Origin of the sequence: Oligoflexus tunisiensis, from assembly GCF_001748245.1 — a bacterium.
In the GTDB taxonomy this organism is placed as follows: Bacteria; Bdellovibrionota_B; Oligoflexia; order Oligoflexales; family Oligoflexaceae; genus Oligoflexus; species Oligoflexus tunisiensis.
The window spans coordinates 1,479,154-1,499,474 of the sequence record NZ_BDFO01000001.1 but is presented as its reverse complement, the minus strand read 5'-3'; the positions used below and the strand labels follow the sequence as shown (position 1 = coordinate 1,499,474).

Here is a 20,321-nt window from a genome sequence, read left to right as displayed (position 1 = left end):
TCTGCTCAGCGCTTCGGTTACCGACGACGCCCGACCGAGAAGTTAAAGGTTCGGCTTTGCCCTTCGTCATCCTGAACCGTCAGCTCCAGAAGGTGATCGTCCTTATCGTCAAAGGTCATGAGCACCGAAGTCCCTTCCGTTCTCTGGCCTTCAAAATTCCAGAAGTAATGAAAGCCATTCAAATTGATCCCGGGATTGGCGACAAAGTTATTCCGCGTGATCACGGTGTATTGAATCACGCCACCTTTGGCAATGGCGCCCAGGTCGACGATGGAAGGCAGGGCCTTCTCGGCGAATTGCGCGCTACGCGAACCCGCAGTGTTCAAAAGAACCTGCAGGGAGTTTTCGATTTCCTGTGGTGCATTCACGACCGGACCTGTCTGATTGAAGGAATCAGCCTCGAGCGCCACGCTGGTTTTCATCAGAGCCCTGTTGTTATCGATATGCCGGGCGCCCAGCGAATGCGCGATTTCATGCGCGATCACATGCACAAGCTTGGTGCGGCTCGCGGCTGCATCGCCCGGTTCCCTGAGGTCTCGCGAATAGATGAAGAGGATATCGTCTCCCGCGCGATTGCCGAGATCCAAGGGTGCAATTCCCACGACCCGCGGGCGGCCGGTGAAGTTGCTGCCGCCTATGTGCACGCGATTATAAACGGCGGCGACGGGCTGGGTTGTCGTCAATCGAATGTCGACATCCGGGAACAGAGGGATCAGACTCTGCACAAGGGACAGTTTCAAACTCTCGCGATTTTCATTCGAACCGATATCAGCCGGCATGAAGGGGGGAATCACAACCTGATTCAAACCCGCATTGGCGACGATAAAGGATTCCCTGGAGGAAACCGTGGCGCCTTCAAAATCCAGCCAGAATACGCTGTTAAAACGACCCGAGCCGATGAAGCTTTTTTCATTCATCTCGAAGGGCTGAAGGTCAGCATCCGCCAGTCCCTGCTGATCCCTGTCAGGCCAGGAAATGCGGACGGGGCCTTGATTGGTATCTTTTTCCTCTTTGGGTGTGCCACAAGCAGGCAGAATAAAAAGCAAAGTAAAAAACCAGAAACGGTTGATTGGTCTTGCGTTGCGCATAAGATAACATCCTTCACGTTCAAGCTTTGGCGTCCTTATAACGTAAAGCGCAACCAAGTCAATAGGACTCTAAACTACATTGTAAGTGCCAGGCAGCAAGTGAGCTGGCACTTGCCTTGCATCGCGGACAAGCCTTTTGAATAGGGGAGAATCATGGAAAAAGAGAACACATGGATCGCAAGGCTGAATGATCTGGATTATCTCGGTCTCACACTCGCGCAGTGGCTGGCCCTGATCATCCTGTCGTTTGTCCTCTGGTTCATCCTGCGCTTTGTCGTGCGCCAGGCGATCAAGCGCTTTCAATACGTAGCCCGGCATACGAGCTCACACTGGGATGATCTGATCGCATCGATGCTGCAGCGGACAAGCAGCCTTCTCATTTACGTGGTTGCCTTCTACGCTGCGGCCTTTCTGGTCGGAGCCTCATCGGAGACCCGCATCCTTTTTTATAAGGGTGTGGTGATTGGCCTTTTCATACAGGCCGCCATCTGGGGCAATCAACTGGTCGAATATTTCCTGCGCCGCTATCTGATGAAGCGCAATCACATCACAACGGATGACGGCCTCGATATCTCGGCCTACAGCGCCATCAATGTCACTGCCAAGTGCGTGCTCTGGGCAATCCTCTTTCTGCTTCTGCTCGATAATCTCGGGATTAACATCACGGCGCTGGTCACCGGCCTTGGAATCGGTGGGATTGCCATTGCTCTGGCCGTGCAAAATATCCTCGGCGATATATTCGCGTCCCTCTCCATCGTTCTGGATCGTCCCTTCGAAGTCGGAGATTTCATCGTGATCGGCGACAAGGCGGGAACTGTTGAAAACATCGGTCTCAAGACGAGCCGTATCAAAAGTCTTTCCGGTGAGCAGCTGGTTTTCCCAAACAAGACCTTGATCGAGACCGAGATCAGAAACTACAAACGGATGCAGACCCGGCGCGTGGTTTTCAACTTCGGCGTGGTCTACCATACGCCCCAGGAAAAACTGAAGCAGATTCCAACCATGGTGAAGGAGATCATTCAGTCCATCAAGGAGACCAGTTTCGACCGCGCTCACTTCACTAAGTTCGGAGAGTCCTCGCTCGACTTTGAAGTCGTCCATATCATGCAGACCCCGGATTACAATACCTACATGGACACGCAGCAGGCCATCAACCTGGCTCTCTTTGAGCGCTTCACTGCGGAAGGAATCGAGTTTGCCTTCCCCAGTCGGACTATTATCCTTCAAGGTTCGAGCCCAGAAGGCAACGGCCCCGAGGTCCGCATGCCGGCAAGTGCCCAACTGCAGCCACGTTAAGGATTATTACCCAAATCCTGCCGCGAACTTACATTGTAAGCAGACAAAGGCCCGGAATTTCACTCTGACTTACAATGTAAGTAAACCGACCTTGAGGGAACGCTGCACATTACATATTCAGACTGCGATCAAAGCGGTCCCGAACCGCGATCAACCCGATCGTGCATTGAACTTCATCCTGCGCAGGCAGGCAGAAGCGGACAGAGCGGACAGGACAACAGTCTGCCGCTCCTCATTGTCAGGGGGCCTGGGCCCCCTGATGTTCCCATATGGCTCCATACGCCGCTGAATTGAGCGGAAGACTCTGTATTTGAAGATTTGGGTTCTTACCTGCAGGTAAGAACCCTTTTTCATTCTCCGGGAAATCGTCTCAAATCGCGCGCCCATCGCTCCAGCCGCGTATGCAATCCCCTCTTCAACATCCCAATAAAGCAGGCGCTTCAAGGTTTCCCTCAATATTTCCAAACGCCGGCCGATAGCAGGCCGCTTCCAGAGTTGTCGTTTTAGAGGGGGGACAAATCGTGAGAGGCTCAATAAAAGGGATAATTCTCATCCTATCCGCTTTGGTTTTATCCACAGCCTGTCAAAAAAGATCCAAACACAGTGGATCCGTGAACCTCGCCGATGCTCCCGCCGACGCGCCTATCGCTTCGGAGGATGCCAGGCCGGTTCTCAGCATCAAGCTGCCGGATCTCGTGCGCACCAACAAGGAAACTTTGGTCAAAGCCCAGACCACCGCGGCCAACGCCTGGGAATGGTCACAACTCACCGGTCCCGGCACGGTGATCTTTCAATCACCACTGTCCGCGGAAACTCTGATGCGGGCGGACAAGGACGGCGTCTACACGGTGCGACTGACCATCCGTAATGAGGAAGGCCAGTCCATCAGTAACGACATGACCCTGCAATGGGATACCCGTCCGCCTTCCGTTTTCGTGAGCGAGGAGATTCGCACCTTCCAAACCATCCTCGTGGATGGCAAGGCCGGCTCCGATGCTGACCGCGTGGAATGGCTGCAGGTCAATGGTCCCGGCACCCTCGTCTTCACCGAAAAAGACAGCAAGTCGACCAAAATCACCGCGAGTCAGGACGGAACCTATACCGTCCGCTTCAAAGCCTGGGATGATCTGGGCAACGAAGCCGCAGCCGACATGAAATTCATCTGGGACACGGTCGCGCCTGCAGTGACCGTGGGCCAGGATCGGGTGACCAATCAGGAAATTATCCTCGATGCCGTCACGGTCGATGCCGCCAGCTTCAGCTGGACGATGGTTTCCGGCCCTGGCGTCGTGACCTTCAGCTCAGCGGCTGCGGAAGACACCACAGTCAAGGCTTCGATGGACGGCACCTATGTGCTGCGCCTCACGACCACAAAAGCCACGGGCGCGATCGCGTCCGATGAATTGACTTTGGTCTGGGATACCGTAGCGCCCATCATTTCCCTGGGTGACGACCGCACGAGCCGCTATCGCGTTACGCTCGATGCAACCACCGAAGGTGGCGCCATCTATCGCTGGTCGAAAAAATCCGGGCCGGGCACTGCGACCTTTTCCCTGATCAACGCGGAAGACACCTCGATTACGACCAACCTGGCCGGAGAGTATGAATTCGAATTGATGGTGACCGACCTTGCCGGCAACTCCGCGGCCGATGTGGTCCGCATCACCTTCGAAAACGATCTGCGCGTGCTGGCCAAACAAATCAGCAGCGGCGGCTCCAGCACCTGTGCTGTGCTGGATGATGATGCCCTCAGCTGCTGGGGTTATAACTTTGAAGGGGAACTCGGCTACGGCGATAACAAGGATCGCTACATGCCGCCCTCTTTTGGTCTGAACATCGGCTACGGAAAAACCGCGATCGCGGTCTCCGCCGGCTTCTCTCACATTTGCGCCGTCCTTCAGGATCGCAGCGTCAAATGCTGGGGCCAGAACGTATCCGGCCAGCTGGGTTATGGCGATCAGCTCTTCCGTGGTCTGGCACCGCAAAATTCCATCAACCTGGGTCTGGGTCGCACCGCGCAAGCCATTGCCACAGGCTTCGCTCATTCCTGTGCCATCCTCGACAACGGCTCGGTGAAATGCTGGGGCGCCAATGGCTCCGGTCAGCTCGGTTATGGGGATCGCAGTATTCGACTGGCCCCTTCGCCGACCGCCGTGAACCTGGGTGAAGGCCGAACGGCCCGCGCGCTATCCCTGGGGGCTTATCACAGCTGCGCTCTGCTCGACAATTTCACCATGAAATGCTGGGGCAGCAACTCGGATGGCCAGCTCGGATACAATGATAAAATTCAGAGAATCGCCCCGGATGCCGTCGCCATCAACTTTGGGGACAATATCACGGTGCGTTCGATGAGCGTCGGAACCTATCACAGCTGCGCTGTGCTGAGCGATAGCTCGCTGCGCTGCTGGGGCCGCAACTCGGATGGTCAGCTGGGTTATGGCGATACCACCGCACGCCTGGCTCCTTCCGCAGCGGGCATTGATGTCGGCACCGGCTTGACTCCACGTCAGGTGACAGCAGGACTTTCGCATACCTGCGCGGTTTTTGATGAAGGCTTCCAGTGCTGGGGTGCCAACGAGGAGGGACAGCTCGCCTCCGGTGATAATGTGGCCCGCACGGCGCCCAATCAAACGCCGATCAGCATTGCACCGGGGCGCGTGGTGGTGGATCTCGCAGCCGGCCGTCAGCATACCTGCGCCCTGCTGGATGATCGCACTCTGAAATGCTGGGGCAGCAATACCTATGGGCAGCTCGGCAACGGCAGCACGGGGAATCAGCTGACCGTTCCCGAAAAAGTGATCGAATACGGCAGCAAGACGAGCACGCTGGTCACCCGGCGTTGATCATACTCGCACGAGGGGCACATCCATTTCCAGTCGATGGGTGGATGGGCCCTTTTTTGTTGCAATCAACCGAACATTTGCATCCACATCGTGCAAAAACTCCTGAGCCAGCGAGAGACCGCCTTCGTGATCGCTCATGTTCAGGTCAATCCGAATTTCAAGACGCTCCCTCTGCAGCTGCAGATCAACGCCCTGGAGCTGAACTCTGGGATTTTCAATCAGTTCCCACAGGGACATGGACAAAAAAATCAGGAGATAAAAAGCCTGGCCACCCTGCACACGAAAATAGGGGCCAGGAGCTCCGATCAGCCGGATCGCAGGAAAATCCGTAAAGCGTTTCAGAATCTCGGGAAATTCCTGCAGCGCCAGCCCTTCGCCTGCTGCAGCCAAAACCCCAACCGACAAGGGTTCATAACGTCGGGCCACATGCACGATCCTTTGCAGAGGCTGCAGAACCTCGTCGGCAGCCTGCAGGACATCCTTGCGTCGAGGCAACTCATGCCAGGCTTTTTCCAGCTCCTTCAGTTGCGGCTCCATTTCGCCGACCAGAACCTGAGCCAGACGCCCTAGAAAAGTCCAATCCCTGCGCCCTTCCATGCGGTCCACCAGGTCCCGCGCCTCACCATGACAAAGCACCATGAGTTTTTCGTAGCTGCCCAGGACCAAAAGCGGCAGGAGATGACAGAGCAGGACCGAGATGAAAAGCCTTTGTTGAAAAGGTTCGGCGCGCCCCTCTCCTGGCAGCATATGGACATCATTGAGGACAAAAGGCATCCCAACAACGGCCAGGGTTGAGATTATGGAAACCAGGGCCACCACGGTACCGCGGCGCAGACCGCATAACACGTAACCGCCAAAGATCACCACGGGACCCCAATGGATCATCGGAGTGTTGGGACTTCGGCTCCATATGATTTCGAGCAGGGCCCCCAGCCCCATGACCAGGCTCAGCAGCACGCAGGCCAGGGTTTCAATCTGTCGCAAACGTCGGGAGATGAAAAGACCCACGAGCAGCAGCACGCACACCGTGCCTCCCATGGCCATAAACATGAGCGAAGGATGCCCCATCCACGCCGCAAGAACTTGTGCGAAGCAGACCAGGGCCAGAATCAGCATCATCACGGTAAACGCCCGACGTCGAAACCGCTGTAAAGGATCGCCTGGGCCGCAGGGTCCGCCTATACGGTCGATCAGTTGGACGAGATATTCCGGAATGCCTGATTTGGATGGCAAAGGTTTGTCCTTTTCATATCTGTTCACGGAAGCGGCAGACCGATTCGAAAGGAACCGCCCTGCATGGCATCCTCATAACGTATGAATCCACCACGAATCTCGAGCACCGCCTTGGCGCTCAAGAGACTCAGGCCCAGATGCTGGGAACCGGCCTTGGTGGAATGAAAGGGTTTGAAAAGTCGGGTCCGCTGTTCACCCGTGATGCCGGGGCCGGTATCCCGAATGACGAAGACCAGCCACTGAGGATGGCGCTCCACACATATGCTGACCCTTTTCTCGACACTGCTTTCCACGGCTTCACCTGCATTCCGGACCACAGCCGTGAGGATCGTAAAGAGTTCGTGTCGCCGCCAGGTAAAACTCAAATTCATGGTTCGGTCGATAAAATCAAGGGCTATGCCCTGCAGACGAAACGTTTCCTGGAATCGACCCAGGATATCATGGCAGAGATCCCGGATGGATATCGACGTGACCTCTTCATGAGAATCCGGGGTGGCCAGGACCTTCAAGTGTTCCACCATAAACCGAATCTTTTGCAGAGCCCGCTGCGAAGCATCGGGAAAACCCGGTTGAAAATCCGAGGACACACCGCGTCTGGCGTGCACCTTCAACCGGTAGAGCTGGGCATGAATGATGGAGAGCGGATTGTTCACATGATGGTTCAGCTCACCCAGCATGCGGCTGAGATCAAAGGTCCGTGCGGAACGAAACAGTCGCTTGCGGTCCTCATGCAGGCGTGCGTAATCCTGTTCCAGGCTCCCTTGATAGAGCCAGGATAAAAGGATCATCATCAGCTGCGATACGATCAGACTGAAAGCCAAAATTCCGGAATAACTGGCCAGGTCCAGCTGATAGGGCAGCTGGTTCGCATAGGCTCCATTCCAGGACACCATGATCAAAAGGATGATCGTATGGAGAGCGACCAGCGGGAAGGCCCATCTCCATCCCAAAATAAAGGTGATCGCCACAACTTCCGTACCAATGCTCGTAAAGTAGACATTATGCAGCGATTGGCTTTGATAAAACACTTGGACCATATGAGCCTGCTGAATCAGGAAATGAGCGGCCGCGGCCAGACAATATTTCCCGGTCACTTTCGTATAAATCAGGACAGCAGTCAAACAGCAGAGTTGAAAGAGGAGAGGATTCAGATAGGGAGTTTCATGCTTCTCCACCGGCAGGGCGATGCCCAGAACGATATGAAGGACGACATCGAAAATCAGGATAAAGATAAAGGTACGGCCGCGGATACGATCACGAGGTCCAGCGAAGTTTGTGCGATCGAGGAACCAATCGGCGAGTGCCATCAAATGCTGCATGCATTGCCCTGCTGAAGTACGGGGGGTTTACCTCGGCTTAATGTGCCCCGTTCTTCGCAGCCATGCAAGGAAACTGATGAATATAAAGCACGACATCTCAACGTGAATGCAGCGGATTCAACTGCGGCTGAACTGTTTCACCAACAGTCTCTGACACCCGACAGTCATAAGCGGCTGCATCAAATTGGAGAGTTTTCAGACGAAACGTAAAGCTGAATCCCGGCCAGATCGTGGTGTTTTTGCCGCTCGGCGTCTGATACCAGCTGCGGCAGTGTTCACGACTCCATACGGTCGGCGCGAGGAGTTTTTGAATCTTATCATTGAAGGCCACCTGCACGTCCGGTCGAACCTCAACCGAGGACCACCGTGAGCGCAGCGCCTGACGCAGGGCATCCATGATGTATTGCACCTGCGATTCGATAATAAACACGATCGAGTTATGGCCCAGGCCGGAATTGGGTCCGACGATAATAAAGAGATTGGGAAAACCGGTTACCGTGGTGCCCAGATAAGCCTGCGCTCCATCCTTCCAGACTTCACTCAGGACCTGCCCACTCCGGCCGACGATTCGAAATGGGGCCGTGGCTTCCGCCACCTGAAATCCGGTGGCGCAGATGACCACATCCAACTCATGTTCCACACCATCGCGCGTTTTGATACCGCCGGGCTTGATCCTTTCAATACCATCGGTGATCAGCCGGGTCTGCGGCAGACTCATGGCCTGATAAAAATCATTGGACAGAAGCACACGCTTGCAACCCATGATATAGCGCGGCGTCAACTTCTTGCGCAGCACAGGATCCTTGACCTGCTCCTCCAGGTATTCCATGGCCATCTTTTGACCAAAACGCATCAGCTTGGGTTTGAGCAGCGCGAGAGCTCGCATTTCAAAGCGCCAGTACAGGGCTTTCCGCAAAAACCAATTGCCGGCCTGAGAGCGTTTGGGTAAAACCCCATCCGCCTTCGGCAGCACCCAGGCCGGAGTCCGCTGAAACACCTTTAATTCCTGGACCTCATGCACCAGTTCGGGAATCACCTGGATGGCGCTGGCTCCGGTGCCGATCACGCCAACGCGTTTGCCGCGCAATGGCACATCGTGACGCCAGGCGGCCGTATGAAAGAGCGGGCCCTGATAATCCTTGAGTCCTGGAATATCGGGATAAGCTGGTCGGCTCAGACCGCCGGTTCCCAGGATCAGGAAGCGACACATCAGCGCGGGCTGCCCTTCGATATGGACCGTCCAAAGACCACTTTTTTCGTCGAAGCTCGCACTTTGAACAAGCGAGTGAAAACGGATATGTGAGCGGATCTGATATTTATCCGCACAATGCTTCAGATACTCCAGGATCTCCGCCTGAGGCGAAAAAACCCGTGTCCAATTGGGATTGGGTTCAAACGAAAAGGAATAGACCGGCGACGGCACATCACAGGCAGCACCCGGATAATGATTGTCCCGCCAGGTTCCACCGACTTCATCGGCCTTTTCCAGCAGCACGAAATTTTCAATCCCCGACTTCTTCAGACGAATCGCCATCCCAAGTCCGGCGAACCCCGTACCCACAATGACGATCGTTTCATGCGATAAACTCATGGAACCTCCGCACGGTCTCTCGCAGCTGGAAATTATTATACTATTCTACGCCGCAGCCCAGGTGTCAACTCGCGTCTCAAGCCCATGTGCCTCCTGCTTTTTCCGTCGCTGCCCGGGCTGTCAACTCCGTTTTGGTGAGCGGCATCAGCGGGTTCAGGTTTTCATGTCATTTGATCCAGGCAATAACCCCAGCTGGACCATGGCGCCTCCTGTCTTTAAAGTCGTCCTGATCAACGTCAAGGAGAGGATGAATATGGTACAGGTCGATATTTTCTGGAGTTATGGAATTGGAGCAGGACTGGCGGTCGCTGCGCATCGGCAGATTGCGAAGCAAAAGGAAGTGGCGGTGCTGGCGTCACCGTATTTCAGCCAGATGCTTTTATTTCTAGGTCTCATCTTTGTGCCGTCCGGATTCTGGCTTCTGTGGGAGTTCAGCAGCTGGGAAACGATGCACGTCGGTGATCGCAATCTTCCGGTCTGGCTCGTAGGGCTCTTCGCCATCACCAATGTGTCTCAGGGCGTACTGGGTTTTGTGATCTGTTTCCACCTGATCCGCCGTAGTAAGCTTTATGCCGCCTGGCTCCATTTCATCGCCGCCTACTTTGGTTTTTTCTTCATCCTCATTCACGGCTGGGATGGACAGGGCTATCAGCGTTTTTTATCGCCGGATCGCGCGGCCTTTGAGAACTGGAGCTGGTCCACAGCCGCGACGTGGTTGACGTCCGATGTGGCGCTCACACTCTATGGAATGGGGATCATCCTTCTCCCCGTGCTCGGCGGCATGACCGTTTCGTGGCTTCGCAATGGAGCACGTGAGGCCGGAATTCGCAGCAGCCCGCTCTCGATACTCGGAGGATTCTTCGGTTCCGCGCTGGTGTTTGCCTTCGGTCTCGCGCTCGTCTCCAGCGTCCTGATCATTCAGCTGGGACCTGTGATCGGAGTGCCTTTGAGTTTTATCATGATCCTGGTGCTGTCGCATCCGCGACTGGGGATCGGACTGTGGTTTTATCGGACGATGACCGTCGCGACGGATGGTCAGCTCACCCGTGCCGCCGCAAAACCTGTTTATTCAAACTAAATCCAGGCGCCGGGAGCGTCTGGTCTTTCATAAAAGCCTTTCCTGCGAAGGCTATCCTCGATGCGGGCCCGGTGCGCTGTTTCCCAATCCTCCAGGGATTCGGCGGCGTCCTTGGCCGCTTTGGTGACCGCCCGCTGCAGGATATCATCACAACGTTCCTCCGGGATAACGACCACGCCCTCTTCATCGGCCACCACCATGTCCCCAGGCGCGACCTCAACCCCACCGCAACGAACGGTGACGTTCAAGCCTTCAATGGAATTCTTGCCACCGGGCAGGGGGCGGACGCCACGACCCAGCACCGGAAATTCATGCGACCGAATATCCCCGATATCACGCACAACACCGTCGACAATAAATCCGGCGATGCCATGTTTTTTGGCGACAGCACAGACGTTGCCACCCGCCACCGCATAATCCAAATCACCTGCCTCGACCACGATGATCGATCCTGGCGGCGCCCGATAAATGGCCGCATGCAGCATGAGATGATCGCCCGCAGTGCAGCGCACGGGATAGGCCGGGCCCGCGATGCGAGGCATGGGATGCCAGAGCGGACGGATACCGATATCCATCACCTGATCGGTGCTGAGAAAATCCGCCAGCGTTGTAGGAGACAGCTGAGAAAATGAGGAAGCTTCGGCCATGGGGAGTTCTCCTGATCCAGGGTTTCCAGGTTGCGAACACCCTAGCAAACATCCCTTCCGGCCGGCAAGTTGTTCTGTGAGTCAGGAATCGCTGAGCATGCTCGCATAGAATTCCCTTTGGGTTTTCATAAAGAGGAGATAGGGCCCATAGAAGCGGCGATGCCGATGAGCGAAGCCTTCCCGGATTTCAAATTCACTGAAAGCACTGGGAATTTCCAGCAAAAGCTCGCGAAAGGATTTTTGATGGGACAGCTGATAGCTGAATTCGGAGGGCAGGCCCTGCACGATCATCTGCGGCGTTTCCCCCCGTGCCAGGGCGCTTTGACAATAGGCCTGCAGGCGCAGGGATTCCTGACTGCGATGCTCCTGATTCAGGATGATTTGATCGAGCAGACGGATCTGATTTTCAAAGACGATGCCAGGTTTTAAATACTGGCGAATGGCCTGGTCCTGGGGCGTGCTGCTGGATTTTTCCTTGAGCAACCGTTCGCGTAAATACGCGCCATAGGCATCCAGAATCTGCTGAATCAAGAGAGCCTCCGGAACATCCAGAAGCTGCTCCTCGGCCGACAGGGCTCGCAGCAGACCTTTGAAACCAGCCACCTTCATCCGAAAATATGTAATGCGTCCGTCGCGTCGTGAGCTGAGCCAGCCGAGGTCCTCATAACGTTTCAGCCAGCGTTGAATCTGCACGAATTGAATCTCGATCGACCGTCCCAGGAGGCCCTTATGCATGACGTCCTTGATCAGATCCAAATAGAACATCACATCCTTCTGGCGAAAATCCTGACGCAAAAGTCCGACCGTGAGGATCGCACACTGGATAATCACCGACAGAAATGTTTCGACGCTGACCTTGCTGGCTGGCTTGCTCATGGTGTAGAGAACCCCGATGCGCGTTTATTCGACTCTCTTATGATTCACGAAAATGATGAATCTGGCGAGTTCAGGATGCTTTTTATCATTCTTTTTGCCATAATGAGTGGCCACGCCTCATTCACAGGGGTATCGGTTCTCAGGTTCAGGAGGATACCGTTTTTTTATGGAACATTTTGTTTGGGACTTTTCCCCCGAGATCTTCAAATTCGGTAGTTTTGCGCCGCGCTGGTATGGACTGATGTTCGCCATCGGTTTCATGGTCGGCTACTCGTTCATGCAAAAGATTTTCACGCGCGAAGGCTACAATGAAGAGGACCTCTCGTCTCTGCTCTTTCACGTCATGCTGGGGACCATTATTGGGGCCCGCCTCGGACACTGTCTGTTCTATGAACCGGAATACTATCTCCGCAACCCGATTGAAATGCTTTTCATCTGGAAAGGCGGACTGGCCAGCCATGGCGGAACCATTGGTGTCATAATTGCCGTCTGGCTCTACAAGCGCAAGCATCCCGATCAAGGCTATGTTTGGCTGGCCGATCGTCTCTCGATTGCGATCGCCTTCACCGCGGCCTGTATCCGCATTGGTAATTTTTTCAATTCCGAGATCCTCGGCAAACCCAGCGATGTGCCCTGGGCCATCGTTTTTGCACGCGCAGGCGAAACCGTGCCCCGGCACCCGGCCATGCTTTATGAGTCGCTCAGTTATCTGGTTCTGACCGGAGTTCTCTACTGGCTCTACAAGAAAACCGAAGGCAAAAAACGCGGCCAGATGATCGGTCTCCTGTTCGTCTGGGTTTTCACCTCGCGTTTCTTCATCGAGTTTTACAAAGAGAATCAGGTGCCCTTTGAAAACGATCTGCCGCTGAATATGGGGCAAATTCTCAGCATCCCGTTTATTATCCTGGGTCTCGTGGCATTCTCCGGCAAACTGGTGGAGTGGATGCCCTGGCTCGATGGGGCCAGCAGTCGCCCGGCTCCACAGAAGAAAGCGTGAGGAATGAGGAAGGCCCCGGCCTTCCTTTTCCCTTTCAGGGTTGTGATACTGGCTCCGCTTCCGGATTATTTTCGATGTTTTCGATGTTTTCCGCAGGTTCGTTCGGCTGGTTTGCGGATTCCTTGATCCAATCCTTGATATTAAAACCGAACTGCAGATAAAGGACCACGGCCAGCGCAAAGGCCGTTAATATTACTCGTAACCACATGCTGCGACTCCTTCTTTGCTGCCATTATAAGACCAGCACGGGCGGAGGGTAAAGCTTAGGTTAAGGAAGGCATAAGGATCTTCACATGGTGCGCGGGCAAATCCTTCTTCTCACAGTGTTCATGTCAGGTGCTTTTTGCAAGTCCCAGTCGGAACCCGGCCAGGCGCTCCTGCCCTGGGACGAAGCGCGGGTCCGTCGTGCTGTGGAAGTGCTGACCGCGGAACCGCATCCAATGGGATCCCCGCGCCAGGCTCAGCTCGCCGATTGGCTGCAAAAGGAAGGGGAAAGCCTCGGTCTGAGTGTGACCGTGGACACCTTCCCCGTCTCGGTTCCTGATCCGACTCTGCTCGATTCCTCCGGCAGTGTCATGCAGAAGCTGACGCTTGATCTGACCGCGCGCAATGTTTATGCGAAGCTGAAGGCTCCCCAGGGCGACTGCGTGGTTCTCGTGGGTTCGCATTACGACAGCAAACGTCTTGATACAGGACCGAGCGTCGGAGCCAATGATTCCGGTTCCACCTCGGCGGCTCTCCTCGAGATCATGCGTCAACTGAAAGAGCGTTCCGATCTGAAATGTTCAATCATGGCGGTGTGGTTTGATGGTGAGGAAGCCTATCTTCCGGGATGGCGGGACGGCGAGGATCGTCACCCGGCCCGGCAGCAGGATAATCTTTACGGCAGCCGGCATCTGGCCGGGCAACTGCAAAGCTGCGCGCCGGCTCAATGTCTGCCGGATCACCTGGGTGGTGAAAAGGTCAAGGCCCTGGTGCTGCTCGATATGATCGGCATGCCGGGGGTGCGCCTCTCCCTGGATTCCATGTCCGATCCCAACCTCCTGGCCATGGCCGTTGACCTTGATAAGAAAATGTTTGCGGGCGAACTCTATGGGCGTTCGTATGTCCGGAGTTCCATCGACGATCATGTTCCCTTTATGGACAAGGGTGTCCCTGCCGTCGACCTGATCGACTTCGACAATCTCCAGACCTGGCATCAACCATCCGATCGTCCGGAAACTCTGGATTACAAGAGTATCGAAAAGGTCAGCCAGCTGGCGATGGCTCTGGTCGTGAAACTTGCGCAGCCTGGCCCCTGAAAACCAGTATGCAGGATAGACGCGTAAAAAGGCTGTAAAACGACCGAAACGCTTGAACCTTTTTCCAACTCCCTCCCATTTGGAAGCTTTCTCCTGCAGGCAAACCCTCATCTTTTATAAGGGCTTCGTTTTCATTTTGGAAACCCTGTGATATTCCCTTGTTTTCAGGTTCCCTATCCCAGATATTTTGGCGCTACCACAGGAGGAGACTATCGCATGAGCCTATTGTCATCCGACACCGTGTTCCACCCCATTCGTACCATCGACCGTCCTCGTACGAGCGACAACAAACTGGCTCGTGTTACGGACTATTTTGGGTCCAATGTTTTTGACCTTCGTGCCATGCGCAAACGTCTTTCCAGCCAGGATGTTGAAACGCTTGATAACGTCATGAGATTTGGCGGAAAGATCGACATTCATCTGGCCAGTCGCATTGCAACCGCGGTTCGTGAGTGGGCTTCGGAGCGTGGCGCGACTCATTATTGTCACTGGTTTCAACCTCAAACCGGCGCGACCGCGGAAAAGCATGATGCCTTTCTTTGGTTCGATAAGTCGGGTTCACCCATAGAGCGATTTACGGGCGCTGAACTTTTACAGAGTGAGCCCGACGCCTCAAGCTTTCCATCGGGCGGTCTCAGGGCCACGTTTGAAGCCCGAGGCTATACCGGCTGGGATCCCTCAAGTCCCATGTTCATCATGGAAACGGAAAGCGGCAAGACACTCTACATCCCTTCCGTTTTCATCAGCTACCACGGCGAAGCTCTCGACTACAAGACTCCTCTCCTTCGTTCCAATGAATCCCTGAACCAGGTTGCCGTCAAAACCATGCATCTTCTCGGTGAGAAGACCGTCTCACACGTTGTGACCACCATCGGCGCCGAGCAGGAATTCTTCGTCATTGAAAAACAATACTATGACCAGCGTCCTGATCTCAGCATGACCGGCCGCACGGTGCTGGGTCATAAGCCTCCCAAGGGCCAGGAACTTGAGGATCATTATTTTGGTCACATCCCGAGCCGTGTGCAGTCGATGATCAACGAAGCCGAGCTTGAGCTTTATAAACTCGGCGTGCCCCTGAAAACTCGTCACAACGAAGTGGCTCCACATCAGTTCGAAGTCGCTCCGATTTTCGAAACCTCGAACATCGCCGCCGACCACAACCAGCTGCTCATGAAGGTCATGAAGCAGATCGCGGTGCGTCACGGTTTTGTCGTGCTCTTCCATGAGAAGCCTTTTGCCGGCGTCAACGGCAGCGGCAAGCACCTCAACTGGTCGATGGCCGACAACACCGGCCGCAACCTTCTGGAACCCGGTCATACGCCTCATGAAAACATCGTGTTCCTCACCTTCCTCTGCGGAACACTCCAAGGGATCCACGATCACGCAGATGTACTCCGAGCCTCCATCGCAACGACCGGCAACGACCACCGTCTCGGTGCCAACGAAGCCCCTCCGGCCATCATCAGCGCCTTCCTCGGCGACACCCTGGATCGCATTCTGAATGCATTGGAATCCGGAAAAACCGAGGGTCTGTCCGCGGAACGCGTGATGCTCGACCTCGGTGTCAGCCATCTGCAGGAAGTGGCGAAGGACAACACCGACCGCAACCGCACATCCCCGTTTGCCTTCACCGGCAACAAGTTTGAGTTCCGCGCGGTCGGTTCCAGTACACCGATCAACTACCCAGCCACGGTCCTGAATGCCGCTGTGGCGTCAGGCTTGAAGAAGGTGAATGCGAAGCTGGAGGCCAAGGCGAAGAACGGTGTGGTATCGCCAGAAGATATCATCAGCGTCCTGCGTGGTGTGATTGCGGACACCAAAAAAATTCGCTTTGAAGGCAACGGCTATTCCCAGGAATGGCGTGATGAAGCAGCCCGCCGCGGCCTGAGCAACTTCCCCAACACGCCGGCGGCCCTGGAAGTACTGTCGGATAAGCGCAAAACCGAGTTCCTGGTGGAAGGTCGCATCTTCCGCTCCGAGGACGTGGCGAGTCGTATGGCGATCCAGCTCGAACGTTATCTGAAGCAGCGTTTGATCGAGATCAACTGTGCTTTGGAACTGACCGAAACAGCCATCCTTCCCACTGCGTTCACCTATCTCCGGGAACTGACCACACTGGTGAAGAACACACAGGAACTTGGCATCGAATCCGGCGCCAAGGATGTGGCGATGATCCTCGGCAAGGAAACCGCGCTGCTGGCCCACAGAATTCAATTGCTCCGCGTGGCGGTCAACAAACTCACATCCGGCGACGCGATGGAGCACGATCATCTTCTTCCAACAGCAAAAGAGATGGCCACCACCATCTATCCACAGTTGGAGGAACTGCGCGACGCCAGCGACCGCGTGGAAGCCTTGCTCCCACGTGACTTGCAGCCTCTGCCTACATACTCTGACATGTTGTTTGGTATCGGTTGATGAGTAGCTGTTACCCCTTCGGGGGTAACAGCTTCCCTGACGTCGATCCTTCTCCGTGACGTTATCCCCGAAGGGGACATCCCCACCGTCGTCATCACCGAAGGGGACATCCCCCACAAACTGAAGCCTTTTCCCCGCCCAACCTTTGGTGTACGATGCGCCCAAACTTGCCATAGGGGACCGTTTCGATGACCCTCAGCTTCGCCGACTTCATTCTCAACAATGAAATCATTGGATTTTTCGATAAGCCGCTGACGCTAAAAAGCGGCCGACTCAGCCACTTTTACGTAAACTGGCGCAAATCCACCAACGATGCCTGGATGCTCGATCAACTGACCGACTACCTCGTCAACTTCATGCGTGATCAAAATCTCGCCTGTGAAACCCTCTACGGCGTACCCGAAGGTGCCACCAAAACAGCCGTCATCGCCGCCATGAAGCTGGCCAAACAATCACCCAACTTCAGCCAGGGCAGCCATGTCATCGCCATGGGCCGCGCCAAACCCAAATTGCATGGCGTCCCTGCGGATCGCTTTTTCATCGGCCAGCCCCAAGGCGCCACCTTCGTGCTCGAGGACACGGTCACCACCGGCCTCTCGCTCTTTGAATGCCTCGATCAACTCCTCGAAGCCGGCATCAATGTCCGCGGCGTGATCTGTCTTACCGATCGTTGTGAACGTCGCAATGATGGCAGCACGGTTCCTGAATATCTGCACGAAAAATACGGCTCCCATATCAGCTATCATCCGATGAGCCGCGCTCCGGAACTTCTGCGCCTCGCCATCCAACAGCGTCAGCCTCCGCAGGCCTTGGTGGAAGCCCTGGCCAAGGAATTGGGCCTCTCTGTCGATCAACTGGTTTAAAGGATCCTGACTATGGATTTTCGTCAAAAATGGCTCGCTGCGGTTCAAAGAAAAAACAGCCTGCTCTGCGTGGGAATCGATCCCGCGGAAGCCGCCCAACGACACGGCAAACAAATGCCGGACGGCGTGAACAAGACCGATTGGACCCTTTCCATCATCGACGCCGTGGCACCCTATACCGCTGCCATCAAACTCAATCGCAATTACTTCAAGGATATTTCCCGGGACGCCATGCGGTCCTTGAACGATCGCATCCATGCGCAGGGCATGGTCAGTATTGATGACAGCAAGCTTGCCGATATCGGCGACACCAACGACGCCGGTATCTATCACGCAAAACAGGAAGGCTTCGACGCCATCACCTATGCTCCATTTCCCGGCAATACCCTGCAGGCCGGTGCGCAGGCCAAGGCTCATGGTCTGGGTCTTATCCCGCTCGTGCTGATGTCGAATCCTGAATACCAGCTGATGAAGAGCGCCCTCATCCAAGGCGAACCCCTTTACCGCTTCCTCGCCAAGCAAGCCGCCGAAGCCCAGGCCGCGGGCATTGTGATCGGCGCGCCCAGCTCCGGCAATCACATCACCATCGAGGAAATCAGCGAAGTCGCCCGCATCCTTCCCGAGGCCCTGGTTCTGGTTCCCGGCATCGGCGCACAGGGCGGGGACATCGCCCCGATTCTGCGGATTTTCGGTCAGCGAACGATCGCCAATGTTGGTCGCGCCATCATTTACGCACAGGATCCCGCCCAGGAAGCCAAGACCTATCGGGATATGCTGGCTCAGGCGCGGGGTTGATGGGCATCAGCTCGGTCCAGGTGGCAATTTTCCCGAAGTCCCTGTAAGAAAAATGTGGGATCCAATCGAAGGGGGGGCCTCTCATGCAACGTACTTTGGACCGACTTCCGCCCTATCTCCGGGCATACTGCACCGAACACGACACCAGCAAATACACCGCGCGCGATCACGCGGCCTGGCGTTATATCATGCGTCGGGCGATGGCGTTCTTCCCGGAGCACGCGGTCAGCACCTATGTGCCAGGTTTCAAAAAAACCGGCCTCCAGGTCGATCGCATTCCGCACGTCGATGAAATCGATCAGGCGCTTCAGGAAATCGGCTGGGGTGCCGTGCCGGTGGTGGGCTTTATCGCACCCTGGGCTTTTATCGAATTTCAGGCCAACCGGATTCTTCCCATAGCCACCGACATGCGCAGCGCCGAACACATCGCCTATACGCCCGCACCGGACATCGTCCATGAAGCCGCCGGTCACGCTCCTATTCTTCCCGACAAGGACTACAGCGATTACCTCGCCTATTATGCTTCATTGGGTTCCAAGGCCATCTATTCCAGGCAGGACCTGATGCTTTATGAAGCGGTGCGTTATCTCTCGGATATCAAGGAAAAACCCGAAAGCACCCAGGCCGTGATCGAGGGCGCCGAGCAGCGCCTGCAGCAGGCACTGAAAGCCTTCACCTATACCTCCGAGCAGGCTCTCGTCGCCCGCATGAGCTGGTGGACAGCCGAATACGGCCTCGCCGGCTCGCTGGAAAATCCAAAAATTTACGGCGCCGGTCTGCTCTCTTCGGTCGGTGAATCCAAACATGCGATGACCGCCAAGGTGAAAAAAATCCGCCTCAGCATCGATTGCATCAAATATTCCTACAACATCACCGAACCGCAGCCCCAGCTCTTTGTCGCCGACAACATGCAGCATCTTCATGATGTGCTGCATGAACTCGACGCCATGCTCGCCTATCGTATCGGCGGGATCGAAGCGTTGAAACGCGGCCGGGAAGGTGAAGCGGTCTGTACCGTTGTGCTCAACACACGCATCGGCGTAACCGGCCGTCTCGCCGAATTTGAACACGCCGGCGATCGCGTGGACTTTGTGAAATTCTCCGGCCCTGTTCAGATCAGCTACCGTGATCGCGAAATCGCAGGGCAGGGCACAAGCCGCCATGCGCATGGATTCAGTTCGCCCATTGGCCGCCTTGCGGGTCATACCGATCGCTCTCTGGCAGGCATGAGCGACAGCGAATGCCGCGACCTCGGCCTTGTCGTCAATCAGAACACCACCCTCCGATTCGCCTCCGGCTTTGAAGTCAGCGGCCGTGTGCTGCGACTGCATCGGGAGGAAGGCCAGCTGGTTCTCGTGACCTTCACCGACTGCTCCGTTCGCAAAAACGGTCAGCTGTATTTTGATCCAGCCTGGGGCGAGTTTGATATGGTCGTCGGTGATAGCGTTCCTTCCGTCTACGGGGGACCGGCTGATCGGGAAAAATATGGCGAGCAGGAAATCACCCCGGCGTCCACCACACCGGCGCGTGATACTCCTTATTCCAGTGCAGAGCTTGAGAGCTTCGCCTGCTATCAAAAATTGCGCAATCTCCGCGATGCGATGCATCAATCCGGTGCGGACCGGAAACGGGGTCTTGAGGAACTGGAGAGCCTGGCTCTCACCGTGCAGGAACATCACCCCAAGGAATGGCTGCTGCAACTCGAAGTCTATGAACTGGCGCGCGAGTATCTCGATGCACGCGGGCAGGAAACCAGCTGGGTCCGCGATCTGCGTCAGCGCCTGGAACCCTCCCGGCAGCCCACCGACGATACCCGTGAGCTGGTTGCGGAAGGCTTGCGTATCCTGCCCTGAAGGGTCAGCGGATGCCGCCATGGACCCGGCGCCATCCGCTTCATTCCGCAAAGGATTTCCCTCCCTTTCCGTCAACTCACCAAAAAGCAGGATTTCAGGAATAACTCCCTATTCCGATAGTCC

General features: G+C 55.6%; 16 protein-coding genes. 9 read left to right on the top strand and 7 right to left on the bottom strand.

The window, feature by feature from the left end; all coding sequences use genetic code 11:
- Positions 1 to 17: 17 nt before the first annotated feature.
- Positions 18 to 1,088 carry a matrixin family metalloprotease gene (locus OLTU_RS06550; RefSeq protein WP_141731952.1) on the bottom strand — a complete coding sequence of 357 codons (1,071 nt, stop codon included), beginning with the start codon at positions 1,086 to 1,088 and terminating at the stop codon, positions 18 to 20.
- Positions 1,089 to 1,241: 153 nt separating this feature from the next.
- On the opposite strand from OLTU_RS06550, the gene OLTU_RS06545 reads away from it, so the two are divergent.
- Positions 1,242 to 2,384 (top strand): mechanosensitive ion channel family protein, encoded by a 1,143-nt coding sequence (locus OLTU_RS06545; protein ID WP_141731951.1) that lies wholly within the window; start codon positions 1,242 to 1,244, stop codon positions 2,382 to 2,384.
- A 611-nt stretch (positions 2,385 to 2,995) separates the two neighbouring features.
- Positions 2,996 to 5,227, top strand: coding sequence for an RCC1 domain-containing protein (locus OLTU_RS06540; RefSeq protein WP_218109882.1), 2,232 nt, complete (start codon positions 2,996 to 2,998; stop codon positions 5,225 to 5,227).
- Here OLTU_RS06540 and OLTU_RS06535 read toward each other — a convergent pair whose 3' ends face one another.
- The 3 genes from OLTU_RS06535 to OLTU_RS06525 all read right to left on the bottom strand — a co-directional run bounded on the left by OLTU_RS06535 (position 5,228) and on the right by OLTU_RS06525 (position 9,370).
- Positions 5,228 to 6,460 carry a hypothetical protein gene (locus OLTU_RS06535; protein ID WP_141731949.1) on the bottom strand — a complete coding sequence of 411 codons (1,233 nt, stop codon included), beginning with the start codon at positions 6,458 to 6,460 and terminating at the stop codon, positions 5,228 to 5,230. It lies immediately after the preceding gene.
- A gap of 23 nt (positions 6,461 to 6,483) precedes the next feature.
- Positions 6,484 to 7,779 (bottom strand): sensor histidine kinase, encoded by a 1,296-nt coding sequence (locus OLTU_RS06530; protein WP_141731948.1) that lies wholly within the window; start codon positions 7,777 to 7,779, stop codon positions 6,484 to 6,486.
- Positions 7,780 to 7,876: 97 nt separating this feature from the next.
- Entirely contained in the window at positions 7,877 to 9,370 is a 1,494-nt protein-coding gene (locus tag OLTU_RS06525; protein ID WP_141731947.1) for a flavin-containing monooxygenase, read from the bottom strand.
- Between OLTU_RS06525 and OLTU_RS06520 the strand changes: the two genes are divergently transcribed.
- The gene (locus OLTU_RS06520) at positions 9,369 to 10,448 is read left to right on the top strand and encodes a hypothetical protein (RefSeq protein WP_218109881.1); all 1,080 of its coding nucleotides are present in this window, start codon (positions 9,369 to 9,371) and stop codon (positions 10,446 to 10,448) included. The two genes, OLTU_RS06525 and OLTU_RS06520, sit on opposite strands and share 2 nt — an antisense overlap.
- Here OLTU_RS06520 and OLTU_RS06515 read toward each other — a convergent pair.
- Entirely contained in the window at positions 10,445 to 11,095 is a 651-nt protein-coding gene (locus OLTU_RS06515; RefSeq protein ID WP_141731945.1) for an RraA family protein, read from the bottom strand. The two genes, OLTU_RS06520 and OLTU_RS06515, sit on opposite strands and share 4 nt — an antisense overlap.
- Positions 11,096 to 11,176: 81 nt before the next feature.
- Positions 11,177 to 11,971, bottom strand: coding sequence for a hypothetical protein (locus OLTU_RS06510; RefSeq protein ID WP_141731944.1), 795 nt, complete (start codon positions 11,969 to 11,971; stop codon positions 11,177 to 11,179).
- 166 nt (positions 11,972 to 12,137) lie between these two features.
- Between OLTU_RS06510 and lgt the strand changes: the two genes are divergently transcribed.
- Entirely contained in the window at positions 12,138 to 12,968 is an 831-nt protein-coding gene (gene lgt / locus OLTU_RS06505; protein ID WP_141731943.1) for a prolipoprotein diacylglyceryl transferase, read from the top strand.
- A 34-nt stretch (positions 12,969 to 13,002) separates the two neighbouring features.
- Here lgt and OLTU_RS31790 read toward each other — a convergent pair whose 3' ends face one another.
- Positions 13,003 to 13,176 carry a hypothetical protein gene (locus OLTU_RS31790; RefSeq protein WP_176736387.1) on the bottom strand — a complete coding sequence of 58 codons (174 nt, stop codon included), beginning with the start codon at positions 13,174 to 13,176 and terminating at the stop codon, positions 13,003 to 13,005.
- 85 nt (positions 13,177 to 13,261) lie between these two features.
- Here OLTU_RS31790 and OLTU_RS06500 point away from each other — a divergent pair, with 85 nt between their 5' ends.
- The 5 genes from OLTU_RS06500 to OLTU_RS06480 all read left to right on the top strand — a co-directional run bounded on the left by OLTU_RS06500 (position 13,262) and on the right by OLTU_RS06480 (position 20,198).
- Positions 13,262 to 14,269, top strand: coding sequence for a M28 family metallopeptidase (locus OLTU_RS06500; RefSeq protein ID WP_141731942.1), 1,008 nt, complete (start codon positions 13,262 to 13,264; stop codon positions 14,267 to 14,269).
- Between the two features lie 216 nt (positions 14,270 to 14,485).
- Complete coding sequence (locus OLTU_RS06495; protein WP_141731941.1) at positions 14,486 to 16,687, top strand: glutamine synthetase III family protein; 2,202 nt, start codon at positions 14,486 to 14,488, stop codon at positions 16,685 to 16,687.
- A 188-nt stretch (positions 16,688 to 16,875) separates the two neighbouring features.
- The gene (locus OLTU_RS06490) at positions 16,876 to 17,550 is read left to right on the top strand and encodes a type I phosphoribosyltransferase (protein ID WP_141731940.1); all 675 of its coding nucleotides are present in this window, start codon (positions 16,876 to 16,878) and stop codon (positions 17,548 to 17,550) included.
- Positions 17,551 to 17,562: 12 nt separating this feature from the next.
- Positions 17,563 to 18,345, top strand: coding sequence for an orotidine 5'-phosphate decarboxylase / HUMPS family protein (locus OLTU_RS06485; RefSeq protein WP_141731939.1), 783 nt, complete (start codon positions 17,563 to 17,565; stop codon positions 18,343 to 18,345).
- Between the two features lie 83 nt (positions 18,346 to 18,428).
- On the top strand, positions 18,429 to 20,198 hold the full coding sequence (locus OLTU_RS06480; RefSeq protein WP_141731938.1) for an aromatic amino acid hydroxylase: 1,770 nt from the start codon (positions 18,429 to 18,431) through the stop codon (positions 20,196 to 20,198).
- Positions 20,199 to 20,321 lie beyond the last annotated feature (123 nt).